21 protein-coding genes are annotated in these 20,713 nt (G+C 47.3%); 10 read left to right on the top strand and 11 right to left on the bottom strand.

Features of this window, described 5'->3' with window-relative positions:
* Positions 1-279: 279 nt before the first annotated feature.
* The 4 genes from K8U60_RS08205 to K8U60_RS08190 all read right to left on the bottom strand — a co-directional run bounded on the left by K8U60_RS08205 (position 280) and on the right by K8U60_RS08190 (position 4,250).
* Positions 280-1,110: a squalene/phytoene synthase family protein gene (locus K8U60_RS08205; protein WP_223636921.1), complete on the bottom strand. Its 831-nt coding sequence runs from the start codon at positions 1,108-1,110 to the stop codon at positions 280-282.
* 187 nt (positions 1,111-1,297) lie between these two features.
* Complete coding sequence (locus K8U60_RS08200; RefSeq protein WP_263298616.1) at positions 1,298-1,999, bottom strand: HAD family hydrolase; 702 nt, start codon at positions 1,997-1,999, stop codon at positions 1,298-1,300.
* Positions 1,959-3,224: a glycosyltransferase gene (locus K8U60_RS08195; protein WP_223636915.1), complete on the bottom strand. Its 1,266-nt coding sequence runs from the start codon at positions 3,222-3,224 to the stop codon at positions 1,959-1,961. The genes K8U60_RS08200 and K8U60_RS08195 overlap by 41 nt, the downstream gene beginning before the upstream one ends.
* 180 nt (positions 3,225-3,404) lie before the next feature.
* Positions 3,405-4,250: an MBL fold metallo-hydrolase gene (locus K8U60_RS08190; RefSeq protein ID WP_223636912.1), complete on the bottom strand. Its 846-nt coding sequence runs from the start codon at positions 4,248-4,250 to the stop codon at positions 3,405-3,407.
* 167 nt (positions 4,251-4,417) lie between these two features.
* On the opposite strand from K8U60_RS08190, the gene K8U60_RS08185 reads away from it, so the two are divergent.
* Entirely contained in the window at positions 4,418-5,533 is a 1,116-nt protein-coding gene (locus K8U60_RS08185) for an NAD(P)/FAD-dependent oxidoreductase (protein ID WP_223636909.1), read from the top strand.
* 15 nt (positions 5,534-5,548) lie between these two features.
* A complete protein-coding gene (locus K8U60_RS08180) occupies positions 5,549-7,102 on the top strand; it encodes a GNAT family N-acetyltransferase (protein ID WP_223636906.1) in 1,554 nt (517 codons plus the stop codon).
* A gap of 13 nt (positions 7,103-7,115) precedes the next feature.
* On the opposite strand, the gene K8U60_RS08175 is transcribed toward K8U60_RS08180, so the two are convergent.
* Entirely contained in the window at positions 7,116-8,339 is a 1,224-nt protein-coding gene (locus tag K8U60_RS08175; protein ID WP_223636903.1) for a helix-turn-helix domain-containing protein, read from the bottom strand.
* 115 nt (positions 8,340-8,454) lie between these two features.
* Between K8U60_RS08175 and K8U60_RS08170 the strand changes: the two genes are divergently transcribed.
* Positions 8,455-9,747, top strand: coding sequence for an MFS transporter (locus K8U60_RS08170; protein WP_223636900.1), 1,293 nt, complete (start codon positions 8,455-8,457; stop codon positions 9,745-9,747).
* Positions 9,748-9,843: 96 nt separating this feature from the next.
* Entirely contained in the window at positions 9,844-10,701 is an 858-nt protein-coding gene (locus tag K8U60_RS08165; RefSeq protein ID WP_223636898.1) for an SDR family oxidoreductase, read from the top strand.
* Positions 10,702-10,720: 19 nt separating this feature from the next.
* On the opposite strand, the gene K8U60_RS08160 is transcribed toward K8U60_RS08165, so the two are convergent.
* A complete protein-coding gene (locus K8U60_RS08160; protein ID WP_223636895.1) occupies positions 10,721-11,020 on the bottom strand; it encodes a hypothetical protein in 300 nt (99 codons plus the stop codon).
* Between the two features lie 549 nt (positions 11,021-11,569).
* On the opposite strand from K8U60_RS08160, the gene K8U60_RS08155 reads away from it, so the two are divergent.
* Positions 11,570-11,893, top strand: a complete 324-nt coding sequence (locus K8U60_RS08155; protein ID WP_223636892.1) for a DUF5658 family protein — start codon at positions 11,570-11,572, stop codon at positions 11,891-11,893.
* A gap of 80 nt (positions 11,894-11,973) precedes the next feature.
* Here the strand turns inward: K8U60_RS08155 and K8U60_RS08150 are convergent, their stop codons facing one another.
* The 4 genes from K8U60_RS08150 to K8U60_RS08135 form a co-directional block, all read right to left on the bottom strand.
* A complete protein-coding gene (locus K8U60_RS08150) occupies positions 11,974-13,155 on the bottom strand; it encodes an MFS transporter (RefSeq protein ID WP_223636889.1) in 1,182 nt (393 codons plus the stop codon).
* A gap of 114 nt (positions 13,156-13,269) precedes the next feature.
* The gene (locus K8U60_RS08145; RefSeq protein WP_223636887.1) at positions 13,270-15,657 is read right to left on the bottom strand and encodes a heavy metal translocating P-type ATPase; all 2,388 of its coding nucleotides are present in this window, start codon (positions 15,655-15,657) and stop codon (positions 13,270-13,272) included.
* Between the two features lie 77 nt (positions 15,658-15,734).
* Positions 15,735-15,956 (bottom strand): copper chaperone CopZ, encoded by a 222-nt coding sequence (copZ, locus tag K8U60_RS08140; RefSeq protein ID WP_223636885.1) that lies wholly within the window; start codon positions 15,954-15,956, stop codon positions 15,735-15,737.
* Positions 15,957-15,971: 15 nt separating this feature from the next.
* Positions 15,972-16,295: a metal-sensitive transcriptional regulator gene (locus tag K8U60_RS08135; RefSeq protein WP_223636883.1), complete on the bottom strand. Its 324-nt coding sequence runs from the start codon at positions 16,293-16,295 to the stop codon at positions 15,972-15,974.
* A 231-nt stretch (positions 16,296-16,526) separates the two neighbouring features.
* Between K8U60_RS08135 and K8U60_RS08130 the strand changes: the two genes are divergently transcribed.
* Complete coding sequence (locus tag K8U60_RS08130; protein WP_186759981.1) at positions 16,527-16,667, top strand: Lmo0850 family protein; 141 nt, start codon at positions 16,527-16,529, stop codon at positions 16,665-16,667.
* A gap of 27 nt (positions 16,668-16,694) precedes the next feature.
* Here the strand turns inward: K8U60_RS08130 and K8U60_RS08125 are convergent, their stop codons facing one another.
* Positions 16,695-17,876, bottom strand: a complete 1,182-nt coding sequence (locus K8U60_RS08125) for an FtsW/RodA/SpoVE family cell cycle protein (RefSeq protein WP_223636881.1) — start codon at positions 17,874-17,876, stop codon at positions 16,695-16,697.
* 159 nt (positions 17,877-18,035) lie between these two features.
* Between K8U60_RS08125 and K8U60_RS08120 the strand changes: the two genes are divergently transcribed.
* From K8U60_RS08120 to K8U60_RS08105, 4 genes are all read left to right on the top strand, one after another.
* Positions 18,036-18,806, top strand: coding sequence for a hypothetical protein (locus K8U60_RS08120; protein WP_223636879.1), 771 nt, complete (start codon positions 18,036-18,038; stop codon positions 18,804-18,806).
* Between the two features lie 88 nt (positions 18,807-18,894).
* The gene (locus K8U60_RS08115; protein WP_223636876.1) at positions 18,895-19,242 is read left to right on the top strand and encodes a DMT family transporter; all 348 of its coding nucleotides are present in this window, start codon (positions 18,895-18,897) and stop codon (positions 19,240-19,242) included.
* Positions 19,242-19,559 carry a DMT family transporter gene (locus tag K8U60_RS08110; protein ID WP_223636873.1) on the top strand — a complete coding sequence of 106 codons (318 nt, stop codon included), beginning with the start codon at positions 19,242-19,244 and terminating at the stop codon, positions 19,557-19,559. Before K8U60_RS08115 ends, K8U60_RS08110 begins: the two co-directional genes overlap by 1 nt.
* A 73-nt stretch (positions 19,560-19,632) precedes the next feature.
* Positions 19,633-20,703 (top strand): D-alanine--D-alanine ligase, encoded by a 1,071-nt coding sequence (locus tag K8U60_RS08105; protein WP_223636871.1) that lies wholly within the window; start codon positions 19,633-19,635, stop codon positions 20,701-20,703.
* Positions 20,704-20,713: the final 10 nt, after the last annotated feature.

Here is a 20,713-nt window from a genome sequence, read left to right as displayed (position 1 = left end):
CACCAAAGCGAACCAAGAAAATCAATTTCTTCCAGTCTCTCCGATGAGTATTCGCATTGAATTGTTGCATCAACGTACAGCCTCTTCCTGCAAAAGATCCAATGCATAGACGCATTTCTATTTTACCATTGTTTGGCTAAAGGATAGAATGCAAGGCAGTGGATGTTCTCCAATGGACAGCAATATCAAAAAAAAAGGGGGGGGCAATGTCTTTCCTAACTTAAATAAGAGCTTGAATTTAAAAAATCCGGCCTCTTTGTAAAATCAAGGCCGGAAATCTTAACGTAAGTGTTCTTCTTGTTTTAATTGTTCGACGATGCCTTCCACTTCCTGGCGGCTCATCTTTTCTTTTCCGGATTTCAATGCTTTTAATGTGCTGTGGGCTAACGCCAAAGGAACTTTACAGAACATCAATATTCGCTTGTTCTTGATTGGTTTGACGTACAGGTCGGCTTTCGCCAAATTGTCTTTAGCGTAGTTGAACATATCTTCACGCGTCCAGCCTTCCGGTACGAATGTCACGCCCCGCTCAAAATCTTCGTCGTAATTCCGCAGCATATTGACTGCCTGCAGCCCGCGGCCGAAAGCGATGGCATGATCAGGGTCAGTTTCCGTTCCGTCAAACCAGTGCCAGATGTCTGAGAGCATCGTGCCGACCAGACCGGCTACGTAATACGTGTATTCATCCAGATCTTCTTTTGTTTTGATGACCCAGTCTTTTTCAACCCATTTGGACATGCCGCCAGCCATAATGGCGGTGGATTCCATCACTTTTCCTTTTATCTCTTCGGGGCACACGCTGATCCAGTCAGCTAAGCGCATAGTGACAGGTGGAAGGAGGTGTTCGTAAGGAGTCACAAGTTCCAAATAACGTGCCTCATCAAACTCTGTTGCCAACATCTGTTGAATGCTGCTCAGCAAGTTGATCTTTATCTGGTCCTCAAGCTCTGGGTGGTCTTCAATTTCATCAATTGCCCGCATACAAAGATAAGCGGAGCCGACAGTCTTCTTTAAAGTAGGTTCCAAAAAGCTGATTGGGATGAAAAAGGTCCGGCTAGTTTCTTTTAGCATAACCAAGGACTCTTTTTGTAGATTCGAAACTTTGCTCATCTCAATTTCCTCCTGTTATGGATTGACGTTAACTGATTTTATGTACGCAAAATCTTTTGATTATAAAACGGCTTCCTACTAAATATAAACCATATAGGCAAAAAAACAAACGATTACCCGTAAACTCATCATTTGAAGAGAAAATAACCCCTTTGAACAGGTTTTTCATGCTCAAAGGGGGAGGGGGTTAATCCGTATGGAAATGGCTCCATGCTTCATGGATGCCGCCTGCAAACTTCTGCTTGGCCCGGTAGATGGACGGATGTTCGGGCTGTTCAAGCAACTCAGGCTGGGCATTGCCGACAATGACAGAAGGAAAGCCCAGCGTCAACATTTCGACGTCGTTCCCGGAATCGCCGGCTACCAACAACTTGGCTTCTGACAACTTGTATTTATCCAGGATGTACTGGAGAGCCTGCCCTTTGCCGCTTTCGGCTGGAAGAATATCGACATCCCGACCGCCACTGTAGATCAATTTGTATGGAATTCCGGCTTTGGTCAACTTTGATCGAAAAGTCTCCACAATAGTAGAGTCGGAAGCGAAATACGAACAACGATTGGTGATGGGCAAATCCTGTGAGGTAAGACCCGGAACCTCGCTCGCGATAGACTCTATTTTTTCAGGCGTCCAGGATTTTTCCAGCCGTCTGCTCCACTCCAGGTCTGGCTCCAAACGATCGCCTATGTATATGCCAGTTCCCACGTCTGTAATCAGCACGTCGGGAACTGGTAAATTTTCTTCTTCTATAAGAGACAAAGCGGATTGATAATGGCGCCCGGTAATGTAAACCAGAGAAACCTCATAGGTCTGGCTGCCGTAAAAATCCAGCAGCGCCTCTAAGCTGCTTTTATCGCCGACCAATGTCCCGTCCAAATCTGTTGCTAACAAATGCGTTGCTCCGTGCACCGATGATCACCTCATACAATGAATTTATCCGTTTGGAAATGGAATCCCAGTCGAAATCTTTACGTGCAATCTTTACCGCTTGACGGCTTAGGCGTTCCGTCAACAGCGTATTCGCTGATAGGACTTCCATCGCGATTGCCAAATCGATTTCATTTTTTGTTTCAACCAATAGGCCGGTAATGCCGTCCTGCACAACGTTCTTCAATCCGCCGACGTCTGACGCGATGACAGGACTGCCGCAAGCCTGTGCTTCTGCAGCGACCATTCCGAAAGATTCGTAGAAACTTGGTACAATCGTTGCGGTTGCAGAATTGAATAACAAAGCCAATTCGTCTTGAGATTGTGGTCCCAGGAACTCGACCCGATCTTCAATGCCTCGCAGGGCTTCCCGTAATTTTGTGTCTTTAGGCAATTTGGTTTCCATATCGATGGATTCTGCATCTCCGCCTGCGATGATCAGGTGTGGAGTATTGGAAGAGTCGGTTCTTTCTGCCAGCAATTGAAAAGCTCTCAATAAAGTGAAAATGCCTTTGGTTACTTCCAGTCTCCCGGCAAAGACAAAGAGAGGGTTATTGTAGCCGAATTTTCTGCGTAAATGTGTCCGGTTGCCACGCACTTTGAATGCCTGGTCTACTCCGATGGGGATAACTTTGATGGGAGAAGGAGAATCAACAAAAGTTTTGATCAATTGTTTTTCGTTATTGGTGGTAGCCAATACCTGATCGGCGTTTTTCAAAATTGCTTTTTCCGCATTGATGCGGCGCTGATCATGAACTCCTGTTGCTTTTTCTTTTGCCCATCCAAGTGAGTGTGCGGTATGCACATATGGCAGGCCAAAGTCTTTCTTCAGTTTTTTGCCGATTAAGCCTGACAGCCAATAATGCGTATGAACAATATCATAGGAATCAAGGGTCAATGTAGTTTTCAGTTCTTCATAAAAAGCTGGAAGCATGGAATACATTTCATCTTTCGAAACGAATCCTCTATGGCCGGCTTCAAGTCTGATGACACGGCATGTGTTTCCGAATGTCTCTATTTGAGGAGCTGAAGAATCGCACCAATGCGTAGCGACATCAACTTGCCAACCTTTATCTTCTAATGCAAGCGCTAATTGTTTTACATAATTATTTTGTCCACCCGCTTGTTTGCCACCGAGTTTCGCTAAAGGATCACCATGATCCGAAATAAACAATGCTTTTTTATTCATCAAAGCTCAACTCCTTTTTATCGTACTTAGGCTCTTAGTAAACAGAGACCGCTTAATTAGTATACCCGTCTAAAATAAATCTAAACATCGTATTTTGAATTTTCCTTCATTTGAAATTACATAAAAACCAGCAAGAAACACCGGACTGTAAAACCCGCTGTTTCTTGCTGGACAACACTTTTATTTGGTATGAACGTATTTTCCGTGCGCTGGGACAGCTTCTTCCTGGAAGTTCTCGGCCAGGGAAACCAGTCCCTTGGCCAGTGCTGCTCCTTTTACGGGTTTGCCATGTCCTGTTGCAGCAATGGAAGGCTCAAGATCCGCCAGCTTGCAAACCGATTCCCAGGCGGCTCGCCAGTTTGTTGTCAAATAGACCGGCGGCCCATGAATGGCTTTTTTCTGGCGCAGCACTTTATAGAGTGAATCCTGTTTCACTGTAACAAAAGCGTCTCCGGCAATCAGGACGCGGCCCTGCTCCCTGAACAGCGAGACATGGCCTTCTGAATGTCCAGGCGTATGAAGCCATTGCCATCCCGGCATTCCCGGTACACTGCCATCTGAGGGCAGCTCGTGAAGATGCGCAGAGATGTCGATGGCTTTGACAGGGAAAATCCCGGACATTTTGGCTACCATGCCGCCTTGAACAGAAGTATCGGGTTGTGGATAATCGGTTGCGCCTGTCAAGTATGGGAATTCGAGCGGATGAGCATAGACCGGAACTTTGTATTGCTCCAAGATGTCGATTAGGCTGCCAACATGGTCGAAATGGCCGTGTGTCAGAATGATCGCTTTCAACTGGTGGTCTGGTCCGAAGCGGTTTTCCGCGGCCTTAAGAATTTTGTTCGTGGAATGCGGCATACCGGCATCGACCAATACCCATTCATTGCTGACTTCCGGATTTCCGATAAAGAAGACATTTGCGATCTGTACGGTATAACAGTAAACATCGGGGGTCAACTCAATCCCTGATCCACTTCGAATGGATGTCATAGGCAAGATACTTTCGGTTGCTGAACTTCTTTCCATAAAACTGATTCCTCCTCCTGTAGACTTCCGCTGACTTTCTATTCTATGCTTTACCCCCAAAACCGAAATTCAAATCCGGTGGCTGCTAAATTCACGAAATGGGTTTGAGTCTCTTCGCTGACTCGATTAGAATGAAGACACGAGACTTTTTGAAACTGGGTGTTTAAATGAAATCATTGATAATTATCGGATCAGGAATATTAGGGGCCTCTGCTGCATATCATGCGGCAAAGGCAGGAGCATCGGTGGTGTTGGTTGATCGGGGCGATAAAGGACAGGCAACAGGAGCGGCAGCAGGAATCGTCTGTCCATGGATCTCACAGCGAAGAAACAAAGCCTGGTATGGCCTGGCGAAAAATGGTGCCAAGTACTACCCGGACTTGATTCGGGAGCTGGAAGCTTTAGGGGAGACGGATACAGGTTATAAGCAAGTCGGCATTGTCAGCATCCATGAAGACAGCAAGCTGGATAAGATGGAGCAGAAGGCTTATGAACGGCGATTGGATGCTCCGGAAATGGGGGATATCAAGCGGTTGTCTCCAGATGAAACAAGAGAGCTTTTCCCATTTGCAACAGAAGAGTATGGGTCATTATGGGTCAGTGGGGCTGCCCGTGTCGATGGCCGGGCAATCCGCGATGCGTTGATTTCTGCTGCCGTCAAATTGGGGGCAAAAAAACTGGTGGGCAATGCTGAACTGTTGATTGAGGAATCGCAAGTTATCGGAGTGACAATAGACGCCGAGGATTTGCTGGCGGATCGGGTCATTTCGACAGGAGGCGCCTGGGCAGCGGACTTATTCAAACCTTTAGGATTGGATCTCGATATTGTTCCGCAAAAAGCCCAAATTCTTCATTTGCAGGCGGAAGGACAGCAGACCGGCAAGTGGCCGGTTGCTATGGTGCCTTATGGACAATATATTGTCCCGTTTGATGAGGGCCGGATCGTTGCGGGGGCGACGCATGAAAATGGCGCCGGTTTTGACGACAAGCTGACAGCAGAGGGCATGCACCACATTCTGGACAAAACACTGGAAGCGGCTCCGGGTCTCGGGAAGGCGGAAATCGCCGGTGCGGCGACCGGCTTTCGGCCAGCTACGACCAGCGCGCTGCCGTTTATCGGCCAAGTTCCCGGGCAACCCAACTTCTTTGCGGCGAACGGCCTCGGGGCATCAGGTCTGACGGCGGGCCCTTATCTGGGTGGCCAGCTGGCAAAGCTGGCGCTCGGGGAACCTGTTGAGATCGATTTAAGTCTTTACCTAGTAGAAGATGCATTCAGGAAGTGAAGGGGGCGGACAATTGTGTATTGGTGCAAGATTGCCCGAACAAAAACGGAGTTCGATGAAATTGCGCGGCTGAACTATGAAACTTTTGTCGAAGAGATTCCACAGCACGAGGCCGATGGCAGTGGCATGCGTACCGATCGATTTCATGAGCAGAACATGTATTTGATTGTCCTATCGGGAATGGAAGTAGTGGGGATGATTGCGCTACGGTCTGAACGGCCTTTCTCCCTGGATCTGAAGATTGGGAAAGTGGAGGGTTTTTTGCAGGATATTGGGGAAGTCTGTGAAATCCGCCTGTTGGCTGTCCGTAAAGCGCATCGCAATGGACGTGTATTTTTTCTTTTGGCCCGGGCATTATCCGATTTTTGTCTGGAACAGGGCTTTGAATCTGCAATCATTTCCGGCACTACCCGCCAATTGAAATTATATGGCCAGTTAGGCTTCCGTCCGTTTGCCGAGCCGATGGGTACAGGTGAAGCTGTATTCATTCCGATGGTCACCACCCGCCGGCAGTACAGCAACTCTGTGGCGGCAAGGCTTCAGGGAAAACGCCGGCTGTTCGTGCCAGGTCCTGTTGCGTTGACTGAGCAGCTCGCAGCGCCGTTCCAGGAGTCACCCATTTCCCATCGGTCCGCGGCTTTCCATGAAGTTCGACAAGGCGTCGACCGCCTGCTCGTTGAAATGGCGGAATCCACGCCTTACTTACTGGCTGGAAGTGGAACCTTGGCCAATGAAGCGATGCTTGCGCAAATCAAGCGGCTGGATTCCAAAGGCCTGATTTTGGTGAATGGCGAATTCGGCAGAAGGCTGGTCAACCAGGCAGAACGTCTTGGCTTGGATTACACGGTGGATAACGCACCATGGGGCCAGGCTTTCAATTTTAAAAAGACAACAGAACAGCTGGAAACTGGAGACTATGGATGGGTGCTGATGGTCCATGGCGAAACTTCGACCGGGCAAATCAACGATTTTCGCGCCTTAGCGGATCTTTGCGCACAACAGGGAATCCGGTTATGCCTCGACTGCATCAGCAGTTTTGGTGCATTGCCATTTTCCTTGAGGGATGTCTGGTTGGCGACAGCGGCGAGCGGAAAAGCGGTCGGAACGATGAGCGGAATCGCCATTGTTTTTGCGCATCACGAGATTACGCCGGATAGCAAGCTGCCAAGCTATTTGGATTTGGGTCTTTATGCTGAAGGTGTGCCTTTTACGTTTCCTTCAAGTGTGTTGGAGAGCATGAAGCGTGCATTGAGCGCTTATCCCGAGCGCTATAAACTTTTGGATGAACGTTTCAGAAAACTTTTGGAAGATACGAAGGACTGGCCAGCTCTCGCAGCCGGCTATCCGACGTCCCGGACTTTTGAAGCGGAAGAAGAGACCGGTTTCTTGGCACAGGACGCCCACCTTTCCGGATTTGAGCTCCATTCGGCGAGCGGCTATTTAAAAGCCCGGGATTTGTTTCAAATCTCTTGCATCCAGCCGGAATTCGAAAAGGACTGGCAGCAATTCCTCGAATTCCATGAAATTTATCAACGCTACCATACGACTGAAAAAGCCCGCCATATGTGATGGCGGGCTTTTGCTATGCAGTCACTTGTTCATAGACCTTCAAGATGAAGAGTTTGTGCGGCAGATCCGGCATTGGTTCAATCAGGTCTTTGGCGAGAGTGGCATGTTTTACTGCCAGTTCTTTTTTACCAAGTTCCAGGTAAATCAAAGCCAGATAGGCATCTTTTTCATAATGCAGCGACAAATCATAAGGGTGGTGCAGAAATTCCCACAGCGTATGTTTTTTCAGCCAGCCTAACGCTTCCTTCAGCTGACCGAGTCCGTACAAGGCCTTGCCTTTTTCCAAGGCGAATAAAAAGATTTTATCTTCCTGATGCTTTTCCAGGTTCTGGTCGATTAGGGCGTTGGCTTTTTCGTAGTCATGTGCAAAAGAGTTCAAGTAATGGATTTCAATGGCATCCGCGAAAGCCCCGATTTCTTCATCGTCTGTAAAATCAGCGAACAGGCGAAGCTTAGCGATATAGTGATCCTTATTTTCGATATCCCTGTTTAAAACCGCCTGGAAACCGGCAAGGCGATAGAGCGCGTCGATGCGGTAAAACAATTGCTGCTCTTTGGAGAACGTGATGGCTTCCTCCATCAACCGCTTGGAGTTTTCACCATCTCCGACAGCCGAGTAAAGGATGGACTCATAATAATCGAAATCCAATTTCTTCAATGGATCCAACACACCAGCGCGCTCTTCAAAAAGGCTGCGGGATGTTTGGATCATGGAAAGGGCTTCCTTGTAACGATGCTCCGTGAAAGCCATCATTGCCCTGAAAATATGAAGGTCTGCACTTTGGTTGATCATGTGCAGGCTATCATAGATTTCCTCGGCTTTTGCGAGTGGGTCCTGCCAGTCGTTTTGCTTGCTATGGTAGCTGCAGCGGCTGTAGATATCGAGAAGCCGTGCGGATTCATAGCGAAAAGGCAGCTTCTCCAAATAAGGCTTTATTTTTCCGGCAATTTCCTTGTACTTGGCAATCAGCTCATCACTGATAAGTTCCCGCGTGTAAAGCTGCTCAACTTCTTCCAGCAAGTTTCTCAATTCATTGGCTGGGACGTCTTCCAGCAGTTCGTTGCGGTCCACTTCCAAGCGATCTGCTATATAAGAAAGGCTCTCCATTGAAGGGTTCGCCTTATTGTTTTCAATCAAGCTCAGCATGCCTTTTGTCAGTTGATCACCTGCCAAAGCTTGCAGGGTCAACCCTTTTTGTTTGCGTAAATTTCGGATGCGTTCGCCTAAAGTAGCCATTTTCTCACCTGTCCTTTCATTAGTTTAATTATATTAAACTTTCTCTTGCATTGCCAGTTTCTCCATGTTATATTTTGTTTAATTAAATTAAACTTTCACTGGAGGAGTGAAAAACATGAACGAGGCAACGCGCATTAAACAAGCCACTTATCATCTGTATACGTTTACGGCCAGCAAATTGATTTCGACATTCGGAAGCTCGGTTTACGCATTTGGCATCAGTTTATATGTATTGGCATTGACGGGTTCAGCGGCCAGTTTTGCGATCAACTTGATCTGCAGCATCCTGCCGAGGTCGTTGATGGCACCGTTTGCAGGATATGCCGCAGATAAGTATTCGAAAAAAGCCATTGTGATTTTCTCTCAAATAGCCAGTATGCTTTCGGTTGCAGGCTTGCTGATTTTCAGTCTGATGAACGGCTTGTCGTTGCCGGCCATCTACACAACGACCGCATTGCTTTCCATCAGTTCCATGTTCACCAGCGTTACGTTTTCTTCAGCAATTGCCAACCTTATTGACCCCGATCGCATTCAACGGGCGATGGGCTTTAACCAATCAGCGATTTCGATTGCCACAATCGGCGGGCCTGTGGTCGGGGGAATCCTCTTTGGATTCGTGTCGATGAATGTCTTTCTGTTGATCCAAGTGGCGGCCTATGCGGTTGCGGTCCTGCTGGAGTCGACGATGAATTTCAAGCTCTTCACAGTTCGGAGTGAAAATGCGATGGACGAATTGAAAAAGACCATGCTGACGGAAATGAAAGAAGGCTTTGCGTATTTGAAATCGAACCGCGTGATCATGGTGATTGTGACAACTGCCATCGGCATCAATTTCTTTTTCTCATCTTTGATGATCGGTCTGCCATTTATCGCAGTTCAGCAATTGCAGGTGGAAGCAACCCATTTTGGGATGATTGAAGCGATGATTGCAGTGGGGATGCTGGCTGCTTCCATTTACTTCTCCATCAGCAAAGAAGTGAAATTTCCTTTGCAGTTTGCTAAAAGGGGGATATTGGCGATGTCTGTGTTGCTTGCAGGGATGGGCGTCCCTTTAATTATTGGCTTATCGTATGGAGCAACGGTAGTTTATTTCCTGCTGCTCATGCTGACTTTCGGCATCACCAACGTGTTCGTCAACACGCCGATTGGGGTCATGATGCAGAAAGATGTGGAGGAAGAGTATCGGGGCCGCGTCTTCGGGATTTTGGAATCGATGGCGATGGCCATGATGCCGCTCGGTTATCTGCTGTTCGGCTTGCTGTATGATGTGGTACCGGCAGAGTATATTGTAGGTGCCAGCAGCCTTTGTTTAATCGCGTTGACCAGCTATCTGATGCGTCCGTCTATCCTGAAAGAAGCGCATCCTGAACTGCAAAAAAATCTTTCGAATCAGCCAGAACCTCTGTAAGTTGGAGGCGTTGGCTTTTTTTATGACCAGGTTTAGTTTGTAAGAATAAGGGAAAATCGTAAAACAATCTGAAAAAATAATTGGAGGGATAGGACAATGGAGAAAAACAAACCAGAAAATGTACCAGCGCAGGAACAGGAACGGCAACCGGGATTTGAGACAGAAATGGATCCAAAACCCGATTTTAAAGGGAATTTAGCCGGCAAGGCGCACCGGCTGCCTGATAAAACAGCGTTGATCACCGGTGGAGACAGTGGGATTGGACGCGCCATAGCTCTTGCGTTTGCAAAAGAAGGAGCGGATGTAGCCATTGCCTATCTTGATGAACATGAAGATGCGGAAGAGACCAAAAAATTCGTCGAGCAGGAAGGGCGACGCTGTCTGCTGATTGCCGGAGATATCGGAGATGAGTCTTTTTGCCAGGAAGTAATCCGAAAAGTGATCGATGAATTCGGCAAACTGGATGTGCTGGTCAATAACGCGGCAGAACAGCATGTCCAGCAGTCTCTGAAGGACATCACAGCAGAACAGCTGGAGCGGACATTCCGCACCAATATTTTCAGCATGTTCCATTTGACTAAAGCAGCACTGGATCACTTGAAGCCGGGAGCATCCATCATCAACACGACTTCCATTACGGCTTTCCGAGGAGAGCCGACACTGATCGATTATTCATCTACAAAAGGAGCGATTCTGGCCTTCACACGTGCCTTATCCGCTTCTCTTGTAAAAGAAGGAATTCGAGTAAACGGTGTAGCGCCAGGCCCCATCTGGACACCGTTGATTCCTGCATCTTTTGATGCTGAAACGGTAGAAGGCTTCGGTACCAGTTCGCCGATGGGCCGTCCAGGACAGCCGGACGAATTAGCGCCGGGCTATGTCTACTTAGCCTCCGATGATTCCTCCTACGTAACAGGGCAGGTCCTTCACATAAATGGGGGTTCGCCTTATTAGAGAAAAGCGGAAGCAGCCGTTAAGCTCCGACAAGCGCTGGAAGCCTTGCCGGTAATGGCGTTCTTTGCCATTGCTGGAAAGGCTGAAGCGACTCGAGGGGCTGGTTGCTGGAGTCTGGACAATGAGGAAAAGCGGAAGCGCCCGTGTAGCTCTGCCGGGCATAAGACGGACCGGCGAAGCGGCGCTCTTTGCCGTACAGCAGGGCCGGCTTCTGACCCAAAGAGCTGGGCGCTGGAGTCAGGACAACAAGAAAAGCGGAAGCAGCCGTTAAGCTCCGACAAGCGCGGGAAGCCGTGCCGGTAATGGCGTTCTTTGCCATTGCTGGAACGGCTGAAGCGACTCGAGGGGCGGGTTGCTGGAGTCTGGACAATGCGGAAAAGCGGAAGCGCCCGTGTAGCTCTGCCGGGCATAAGACGGACCGGCGAAGCGGCGCTCTTTGCCGTACAGCAGGGCCGGCTTATGACCCAAAGAGCTGGGCGCTGGAGTCTGGACAATGAGGAAAAGCGGACGCGCCCGTGTAGCTCTGCCGGGCCTAAGACGGACCGGCGTAGCGGCGCTCTTTGCCGTACCGCAGGGCCGGCTTATGACCCAAAGAGCTGGGCGCTGGAGTCTGGACAACAAGAAAAGCGGAAGCAGCCGTTCAAATCCCTGTAAACCTAAAACAAATAAGAGAAATTGAATAGAGTAAACAAAACAGACAGGCACTTTAAAAAGGTGCCTGTCTGTTTTATTGTGGATTTCCCCTTCAATCGACCACTGTATTTAAAAAATGCACGACAAAATACCTGCTTTTATTGTCTAAAAATTCTGTTAAGTGGGTACCCCATTACTAAGGACATATGACTGATGGGATAAATGAGGTGAGGATATGAGGATAGGTAAGCAGCATAAACCGTTGGAAAAGCATGTCTGGAGCTTAGTTGTGTTGAATTTTCTTGATGGATTATTGACTTATGTAGGGCTTTCACTCGGTGCCATAACCGAAGCGAATCCAATACTGGCATCCCTTTCTCCTTTTGCCCTCCTGATGACGAAGCTGTTGTTATCACTTTGCCTTTTCAGTTTTCTCTACACGCCTTTCGTCCGCATACAATCCCACAGCTGGCGTTACAGCCTGATTTTCGTCAACACGCTCTATTCCTTCATTTTACTTCTGCATCTCCTCTGGTTGATCCTGTTCTTCATCGGATAAGCCAGAGGCATTTTTTGTAAAAAAAAGCATCGCTGAGAGCGATGCTTTGCTGATTCATCTTAAGAGCTACAGACCAGCGTTCAAACAGAAACGCTGGCTTTTTCTGTTGTCCGTAAAGTCTTATTGGAAGCTTTATACAAAACAATCAGCAGGATGCTGGCGATCGCCAAAGCCGCTGACAAATAATAGATGCTGCCGGCTTGCATCGTCAAAAGCCAAGTGAAGGTCAAAGGCCCGATGATGCGGCCGAGGTTGTCCATTGAGTAGGTCATCCCTGCGGCAGTACCGTATTTACCGCCTGATTCTTTTGACGTCAGCGACACCAACGCTGTACGCGCCAGCGCGTTGCCGGCGGTAAAGATGCTGAGAGCGACACCCGCAAAGATCAAGCTGCCGGTAAAGGGCAGAAGCACCAGACCAAGAGCCGTGACAATTTGTGCGCCGATGATCCATGTGGTTTCGGTACCGTCTTTTATGCGGCGTACGACACCGCCTTGAATTACGGCATCCACAAATCCACTCGCCATGAATAAATAGCCGAGCTGAAGCGGCGTAATTTCAATCTGATCGATTTGGAACAGCTGGAAAGTCGACTCCAATCCTGCCAGCAGAAATGTCACCATAAAGGAGAACAGGAACAGATAACGGATGCGGAATTGCCAAAATGTACTGGAACCTTTCGGCAGGAGTGCGCGTTTCACTGCTTCGCCTTTGCGGACAGGCTCTTTTAGGACCAGGCTCGCATAGCCCATCAATAGAAGGACGAGGACGGCGGAAGCCGTAAATGGCAAGGACAGGGAAACCGCCCCGAGCAAGCCGCCGATTGCTGGCCCGAAAATAAAGCCAAGGCCGATCGACATGCCGAGAAGCCCCATGTATTTATTGCGTTCTTCATTGGTGGTGATATCAGCCACGTAGCCGGTCACCGCAGTGTAAAGCGCACCAGAGAACAAGCCTCCGACAATGCGTGAAAGATACAACAGCACCAGGTTATCAAGGAACAGTGAAAACAGGAAGAAACTTAGACTGAATCCCGCTAATCCCAAAAGAATAAGCTTTTTGCGGCCGGTTCTGTCGGAAAGCCTCCCCCACAGCGGTGCGGTGAAAAAAGAAGATAAGGCATAGATGGTGATCAATCCACCGACATGGATTTCCGAATAGCCTTGTTGAACAATGACTTCGGGTAAAATCGGTATGATAATGCCGAACCCCAGGTAAACGAAAAACTGGACGGACATCAGCAGTAGAATAGTTTTTTTCATAATAAGGAATTCCTGCTTTCTCAAAAGAATATGTCCTCATTTTACTCCTGTTTCAACTTTAGGACAATGGCATAAAAAAGAGGCCCATTTCTGGACCTCTTGTCAGACTTATCCTTATTTATTCAACTTCACACGCTGAAGGCGCAGGGCATTCATGACCACCGATACGGAACTGAAGGCCATTGCTGCACCGGCAAGCCATGGAGCCAGAAAGCCGGCTGCGGCAATCGGAATGCCGATCGTATTATAGGCGAGGGCCCAGAACAGGTTTTGTTTAATGTTCCGGACAGTCAATCGACTCATCCTGATCGCATCGACAACTCTCATCAAATCGCCTTGCATCAAGGTGATGTCAGCGGCTTCCATCGCAATGGCTGTTCCGGTGCCCATTGCCATCCCGACATCCGCGCTGGCTAGTGCCGGAGCATCGTTCAACCCGTCACCAGCCATCGCAACGCGGCGGCCCTGTCCTTGGAGTTTCAAGACAACATCCGCTTTTTCAGCAGGCAGCACGCCAGCAAACACTTCGTCGATTCCAACTTCTTTAGCGATGGCCAAGGCTGTCCGCTCTTGGTCTCCTGTCAGCATAACGACGTGCAATCCCATGTCTTTCATTTCCTGGATTGCTTGTTTTGCGGTTTCCTTAACGGTATCAGCGACTGCTACCATTCCGCTGTAGCGGCCATCCACTGCAATGAACATGACGGTTTTGCCGTCTTGTTCAAAAGCTTCTGCCTGTGTTTCGTCAACTTCCAAACCGTCCATCAAGCGGCGATTTCCCATGACCACCTGGCGATTTTCCACTGTAGCCCGGATCCCGTGGCCTGGAACTGCTTCAAAAGCGCTGACGCTAAGCTTAGCGTCGCCAAACTCAGAAATCGCTTGTGCTACTGGATGTTCGGATTGGCTTTCGGCGCTGGCAACCAAATTCTTCAACTCAGCAAGGTCAACATCGTCCGCTGGAATAAAGTCTGTTACGACAGGACGGCCATTGGTGATGGTGCCTGTTTTATCCAGTACGACTGTATCGATGTGCTTGGTATTTTCCAGAGATTCAGCTGTTTTAAAGAGCACCCCTTGCTCGGCGGCACGTCCGGATCCTGCCATGATGGAAGTCGGTGTAGCCAAGCCGAGTGCGCAAGGGCAGGCGATAACCAGCACTGCAATGGTACTTTCAAGTGCTGCGGCGAAATTGCCGGGTGCGACAAGGAAATACCAGACTAGGAAGGTAACGATGGCGATTCCTACGACAATCGGCACAAAGATGCTGGAAATTTGGTCGGCCAGCCGCTGGATCGGCGCTTTAGAGCCTTGTGCCTGTTCAACGACTCGGATGATATTCGACAGCACCGTGTCCTTGCCGATTTTATCGGCACGCACGCGGAGAGAACCGTTGGAATTGACGGTTGCTGCAAATACGGCATCGCCTGCTTCTTTATCGACCGGGAGGCTTTCGCCGGTCAGCATAGATTCATCAACGGCCGAATTGCCGGAAATGACAGCTGCGTCTACTGGAATGGAGGCTCCGGGTTTGATCATCAGGATATCTCCTGTTTTAACTTCGGAAATCGGGAGGCTGACGAATTCGTCATCGCGTTCGACCAGTGCATGTTGCGGCTGAAGTTTCATCAGCTTTTTGATGGCATCGGATGAACGGCCTTTTGCTCTTGCTTCGAAAACTTTCCCTAAGATGATCAAGGTGATCAAAACGGCACTTGTTTCAAAATACAAGCCCATGCTGTGCCCCATATTTAAGTTGGCCAGAACCAGGTAGACGCTGTAGAAATAAGCAGCGGATGTTCCCAGGGCGACCAGCACATCCATATTGGCTGATTTATTTTTTAAAGCAAAATAGGCTCCTTTATAGAAGGATGCACCAATCCAGAATTGAACTGGAGTTGCCAATGCCCATTGGACGAATGGATTCATCAGGATATCGGGTACATACATCCAGGACGTAAAGGAAAAATGGCTGAACATGGTCCATAACAATGGCAGGGAGAGGGCAGCAGAAATCCAGAACAGGCGAGTTTTGTTTTTGATTTCCTGTTCTTTGTGGTCAGTTGCTTCCTCGCTTTCCTGGTTAAGAACTGCGTCATAACCAAGAGATTGGATCCGTTTAACAAAATCTTCAGGGGTGACAGTTCCGGGGTTGTACAAAACATGTCCGGTTTCCATCGCCAAATTGACGTTAGCAAGTTGAACGCCTTCCATCTTATTCAAAACTTTTTCAATGCGTGCTGAGCAATTGGCACAAGTCATTCCTTGAATGGAAAAATCGATTTCTTCCTGCTGCACGCCATAACCGAGTTGTTCCACTTTGTTCTGCACGTCTGCCATGGTGGCTTGCTCATCATCATAGACGACTGCAGCTTTCTCGGTAGCGAAATTAACGCTAGCCTCTGAGACGCCCGGTAATTTTTGAAGGCCTTTCTCCACGCGGTTGGCGCAGGCCGCACAGGTCATACCCGTAATCGCTACTTCAGTTTGTTTAGTGCTCATCGCAATCCCGCCTTTTCTGAAAACAGTATACCTATCGGGGGTATCTAATTTTGAAAAAAATAACTGCGTTTCCGCAGTTATTCACTTAAAGTTGCAACGTCGTATCCTTGATCCTCGATAGCTTCTGCGATTTGGCTTACTTCTACAGCTGAAGCATCGTAAGCAACATCAACTGAGCCGTTTTCAAGAGAAACATCCACTTTTTCGATTCCTGGAAGCGCCATGACGCTATCTTTTACGGAGCTGACACAATGCTGGCATGACATGCCGCTGACCTGTAGGTTGATTTGTTCTTTCATGAAAATTTCCTCCTTTTATTTACGCATCATTTTTTGGATAGTAATTAGCAATTCATCCAACACTTCTTCTTCGCCGTTTTCCAGGCGATCTCTGACACAGCCCTTTAAATGGCCTTCCAACAAAACTTTGGTGACACTGTTTAATGCAGATTGAGTGGCAGCAAGCTGCGTGATAATGTCATCACAGTAAACATCCTTATCCACCATACCTTTAATGCCACGGATTTGGCCTTCCACACGACTCAACCGATTGGTCAAATCCCGTTTAACAGAAGGAGGATGGTGACTTTTTCGACAAGAGTTATCCACTACTAAGGTTTCTTCGATCAATTCGCTCATCTGAAGATCCTCCCATCTTATTTCTAACTATAGTATACCTAACGGGGGTATGCAAATCAATTGATTTACACCACCTTCGCAATTGTCATCAAAATGATAAGTTTAAAATCCTGAAATGATGGTATTATAAGCATAGACACAAAAAAGTCAACGATTTATACCTTGCCCTTGAAACATGGCAAGTTTCTATACGTCCCTATATGTAATGAAAAATACAAAGAGGTGATATGGATGGCGAAGAACGTAGATGTTCGCAACATTGTTTCAAATTTATCGAAACTTGGAATCCAAGCAAAAATCACAAAATCCCGCGTAGAATTAATAAAGGCGATTGCCTTGCCACAACCGATCCAAACCCAATCGCAACAATAAAAACTCCGACGCAGGACGTCGGAGTTTTTATTTTTTGTTTTTATCGAACATATAATTCTTATGGTGGAATTTCATGCTGAAGACGATTCCGAGTGCCAGCATATTTCCGATCAGCGAACTGCCTCCGTAACTGATGAAAGGAAGCGGAATCCCAGTGATCGGCAATAGCTGGATGGTCATGCCGATATTTTGGAATACATGGAACGTGATCATGGCGATGATCCCTGCACATACATACGTACTGAATGTATCTTTGAATTGCAGTGTGATTTTAGTCAAGTGATAAATCAGCATGAAGAATAGGATGATGACGGCACTGGCTCCGATAAACCCGAAGTCTTCCGAGATGACAGTGAAGATGAAATCGGTATGGTTTTCCGGAACATAGACCTGGCGACCTTGATAGCCTTTTCCGAAGACTTCCCCAGATCCGATGGCGTTCATCGCAGCAATCAAATTATACCCGCCCGATTCAGCATAGGAGTAAGGGTCAAGCCATGTGTAAATTCGTTCGAACATATAAGGTTTTAAACCAAACGCACTGGACAGGAAGTTCTGGGCATTGATGGTCATCCACAACAGCAAAGTTCCGATGACTGCAACACCGCCAAAACTCGGAACAATGATTTTCCAGGAGATTCCTGAAACCACGACGATGGCCAAAGTGATGGCGATAAATACGAGTGCAGTCCCTAAATCCGGCTGCAGCAGGATAAAACCGAGAGGAATAGCAAGGCAAAGGCCGATTTTACCGAGTAAGTAAAAATCGGATTTGATGGTTTTCATCAGGTATTCCTCGTGATGGGAAGAAATCATTTTCGCCAACGCTAGTATATAGAAGGTTTTCATGAACTCAGCTGGCTGGATATTGACGAAGGGTGTATGGAACCAGGCTTTGGCACCGTTCACTGGTTGGGCGATTTGGCCGACGCCATCCGGCGAAATCATCAACACGATCAGCAGGAAGATGCCGAAACCGTATAAATAATAAGCCATCTTCTTATATTGTTCTGGATCGAAATACATCAGTACCCCGATCATTCCGACAGAGATGATGTAAAATAAAGCTTGCCTCGGGACAAAGTTGGTTAAATATTGACCCGAAGTCTGGGCAGAGGAAATCGCCACGAGACTGACGATGAAGAATAGGAATAAGATGAAAGCCAGCGACCAGTCAAGCCGATCGGTGAAGCTTTTGTTTGTTTGCATGTAATTTCACCTGTACTTTTTATTATTATGAGTCGGAATATATTATAACGTATATATCTGTAATATGCGCATGACAAAAGTAATGACGCAATTGAAGCAGGTATGTTTCATATTTCGCCCCTTTGGTCGTATAATAAGAAATGGAATGGAGTGGGGGATATGGTGAAAAAACCGTTGAACACGGACGCCTACATACAGCATTTATATATTTACCTAAACGAATCCGATCAATTTGCTTTATTCAGCGGACTTACCTTCGCCCATTTTTTGGATGCCATGAAACTGCCTAAAAATTTGCTGCTGTTGAAGCACCCATATGAAGATGCATCCTTTAACATGCACACCCATATGGAATTCGCTACGCAGGAAGAGTTTGGGCAGCTGCGTAAAGCACGTGCAAACAAAAAAAGCGAATTTTGCTGGGTTGATTTCAAAAGTGAAAAGCAATTAAATTCCCTGACACCACAGGAACAAGCCGAATTGCTGTACATCGGCCATAAAAAAGAACCGGTTAAATCCCCGTTCTATTCGACTCTTCAAAATGAATTCGTCTATTTGTCCAGCGAAGAAGAAGAAACCACAAAAATTTACTTCCGCAAATTAGAACGCCTGAATGAGCTTGTCGGAAATTATTTTACGTATTTGATTCGCCGGGAAGAAAATGGGCAGAATTTCTGGCGCCGGAAATCTAAAGACCTGATTCCGGAATTGCCTTCTGAAATTCTGCAATCCTTGAAAAAGAATTACCGTGAAGGCGTACTCATTTCTCTGGCTGACCCCGAAAAAACGAAAAACACAATCGAATTGCATGTTCGGCCAGTGGAGGAGATCTCTTTTCTGGATGAGTTCTGGTCCGATATTGAAGAATACACAAAACAGGGGATTTCACGTAAGATCATCTATGACAGAAAACAAAAAGTATGGAAATGATACCTGGAAACAGGTATTATTTTTTTCGGGCTGCCTTTCGGTCGATGGCTGAAAGTGGAGCAGGTTTAAAATGAAAGTAGGGAACCAAATGGCTTGGATCTACCTTTTGATTGCAGGAGTCACGGAAATTGTGTGGGCAATCGGCTTGAAGCTTGCTGATGGCTTTACGAATTTAGCCCCTTCTCTTGTGACGCTGATTTTTATCGTCATCAGTTTTCTCTTGTTTGCTATAGCGATGAAAACAATCCCAATCGGAACAGCTTATGCAGTCTTTACCGGCATCGGTGCTGCGGGCACAGCTGTTCTCGGCATCTGGATATTCAATGAAAATGCCAGCGCGGAAAAACTGTTCTTCTTAAGCTTATTGCTCTTCGGCATTATCGGTTTAAAAGTGATGGATGGGAAAGAAGCATCCGGTAAAGGAGTGGAGCCGTGATGGAATGGCTGATTTTGATTGCTGCTGGACTATTTGAAGTCGTTTTTGTCACAACGATGAAGTTATCGGATGGCTTTAAAGTGAAAGTATATACAGGGTTGACCATTTTGACAGGCGCGCTCAGTTTCTATTTATTGTCACTGGCTCTGACGACTATTGCACTCGGAACAGGATATGCAGTCTGGACAGGCATCGGTGCAGCTGGAAGCGTTTTGGTCGGGATGCTGTTCTTTGACGAAAACCGCCAGCCGGCGAAATTATTTTTTCTATCCTGTATTATTGCAGGAGTAGCCGGTCTAAAAATTTTCGGCGGCTGACATGAAAAAATTATTCGTCCCTGTGGGTTCGTGATAAACTAAGCAATATGGACAATGAAATGAGGTTTTTTGGATGAAAAAACGAATCGGTTTATTATATGGTGGCAAATCGGCAGAGCATGAAGTTTCTCTGTCTACAGCCCTGGCAGTTACAAAAGCAATTGATTTTGATGCATACGAAGTCTATCCCATCTACATTACGCAAGATGGAGAATGGCGAAAAGGAGCCCGTCTTGAAGAGACGGCAAAAACGATCGAGCAGCTTCAATTGAATGGAGAATCTTCGAAGCCGAATGATATTTCCGGATTCCTTCCGGCACAAAGCAGGGAGGCGCTGGATGTCATCATTCCTTTGCTGCACGGACCGAACGGAGAAGACGGAACCGTTCAAGGCCTTCTTGAAGTCATGAATATTCCCTACGTCGGTAACGGAGTATTGGCGTCTTCCGCAGGCATGGACAAAGTCGTGATGAAGCAATTGTTTGAGCAGGCAGGTTTAGAACAAACGCCTTATGTGTATTTTATAAGAAGAGACTGGGATAAAAACCGGGATTTTTGGCTGGATAAAATCGAAGCGGAACTCGCTTGGCCAGTTTTTGTAAAACCGGCTAATTTAGGGTCGAGTGTCGGCATCAGCAAAGCGGATAATCGGGAAGAACTGATCGCCGCAATCAAAGAGGCTCTGAAGTTCGACCGTAAAATCGTGATTGAGCAAGGGGTAGTTGCGCGTGAAATCGAAGTCGGTGTGCTTGGAAATGACGAGCCGTCCTGTTCAGTAGCAGGAGAAATTAAACCATTGAAAGCCTTCTATGATTATCAGGCGAAATACAAAGACGGCAACACCGCTATGATCATTCCAGCTGAATTGGATGATGCAGTCTACGCAAAATTGGAGACGGACGCTAAAAAAGCATTCAAAATTCTGGATTGCTCCGGGCTTGTTCGTGCAGACTTTTTCGTGACAGAAGCCAATGAAATCTTGATCAACGAAGTGAACACCTTGCCTGGCTTTACGCCTTACAGCATGTTCCCCTTGCTTTGGGAACATACGGGTTTACCTTATCCGGAACTGATTGAACGCCTAATCGCTTTAGCAATTGAGCGGCATGAAGAAAAGCAATTACTGCAAGTTAAAATAGATTGAGTGGAGAAGC

Origin of the sequence: Planococcus circulans, assembly GCF_020023385.1 — a bacterium.
Classification (GTDB): Bacteria; Bacillota; Bacilli; order Bacillales_A; family Planococcaceae; genus Planococcus.
This window is presented reverse-complemented; position numbering and strand designations above follow the sequence as displayed.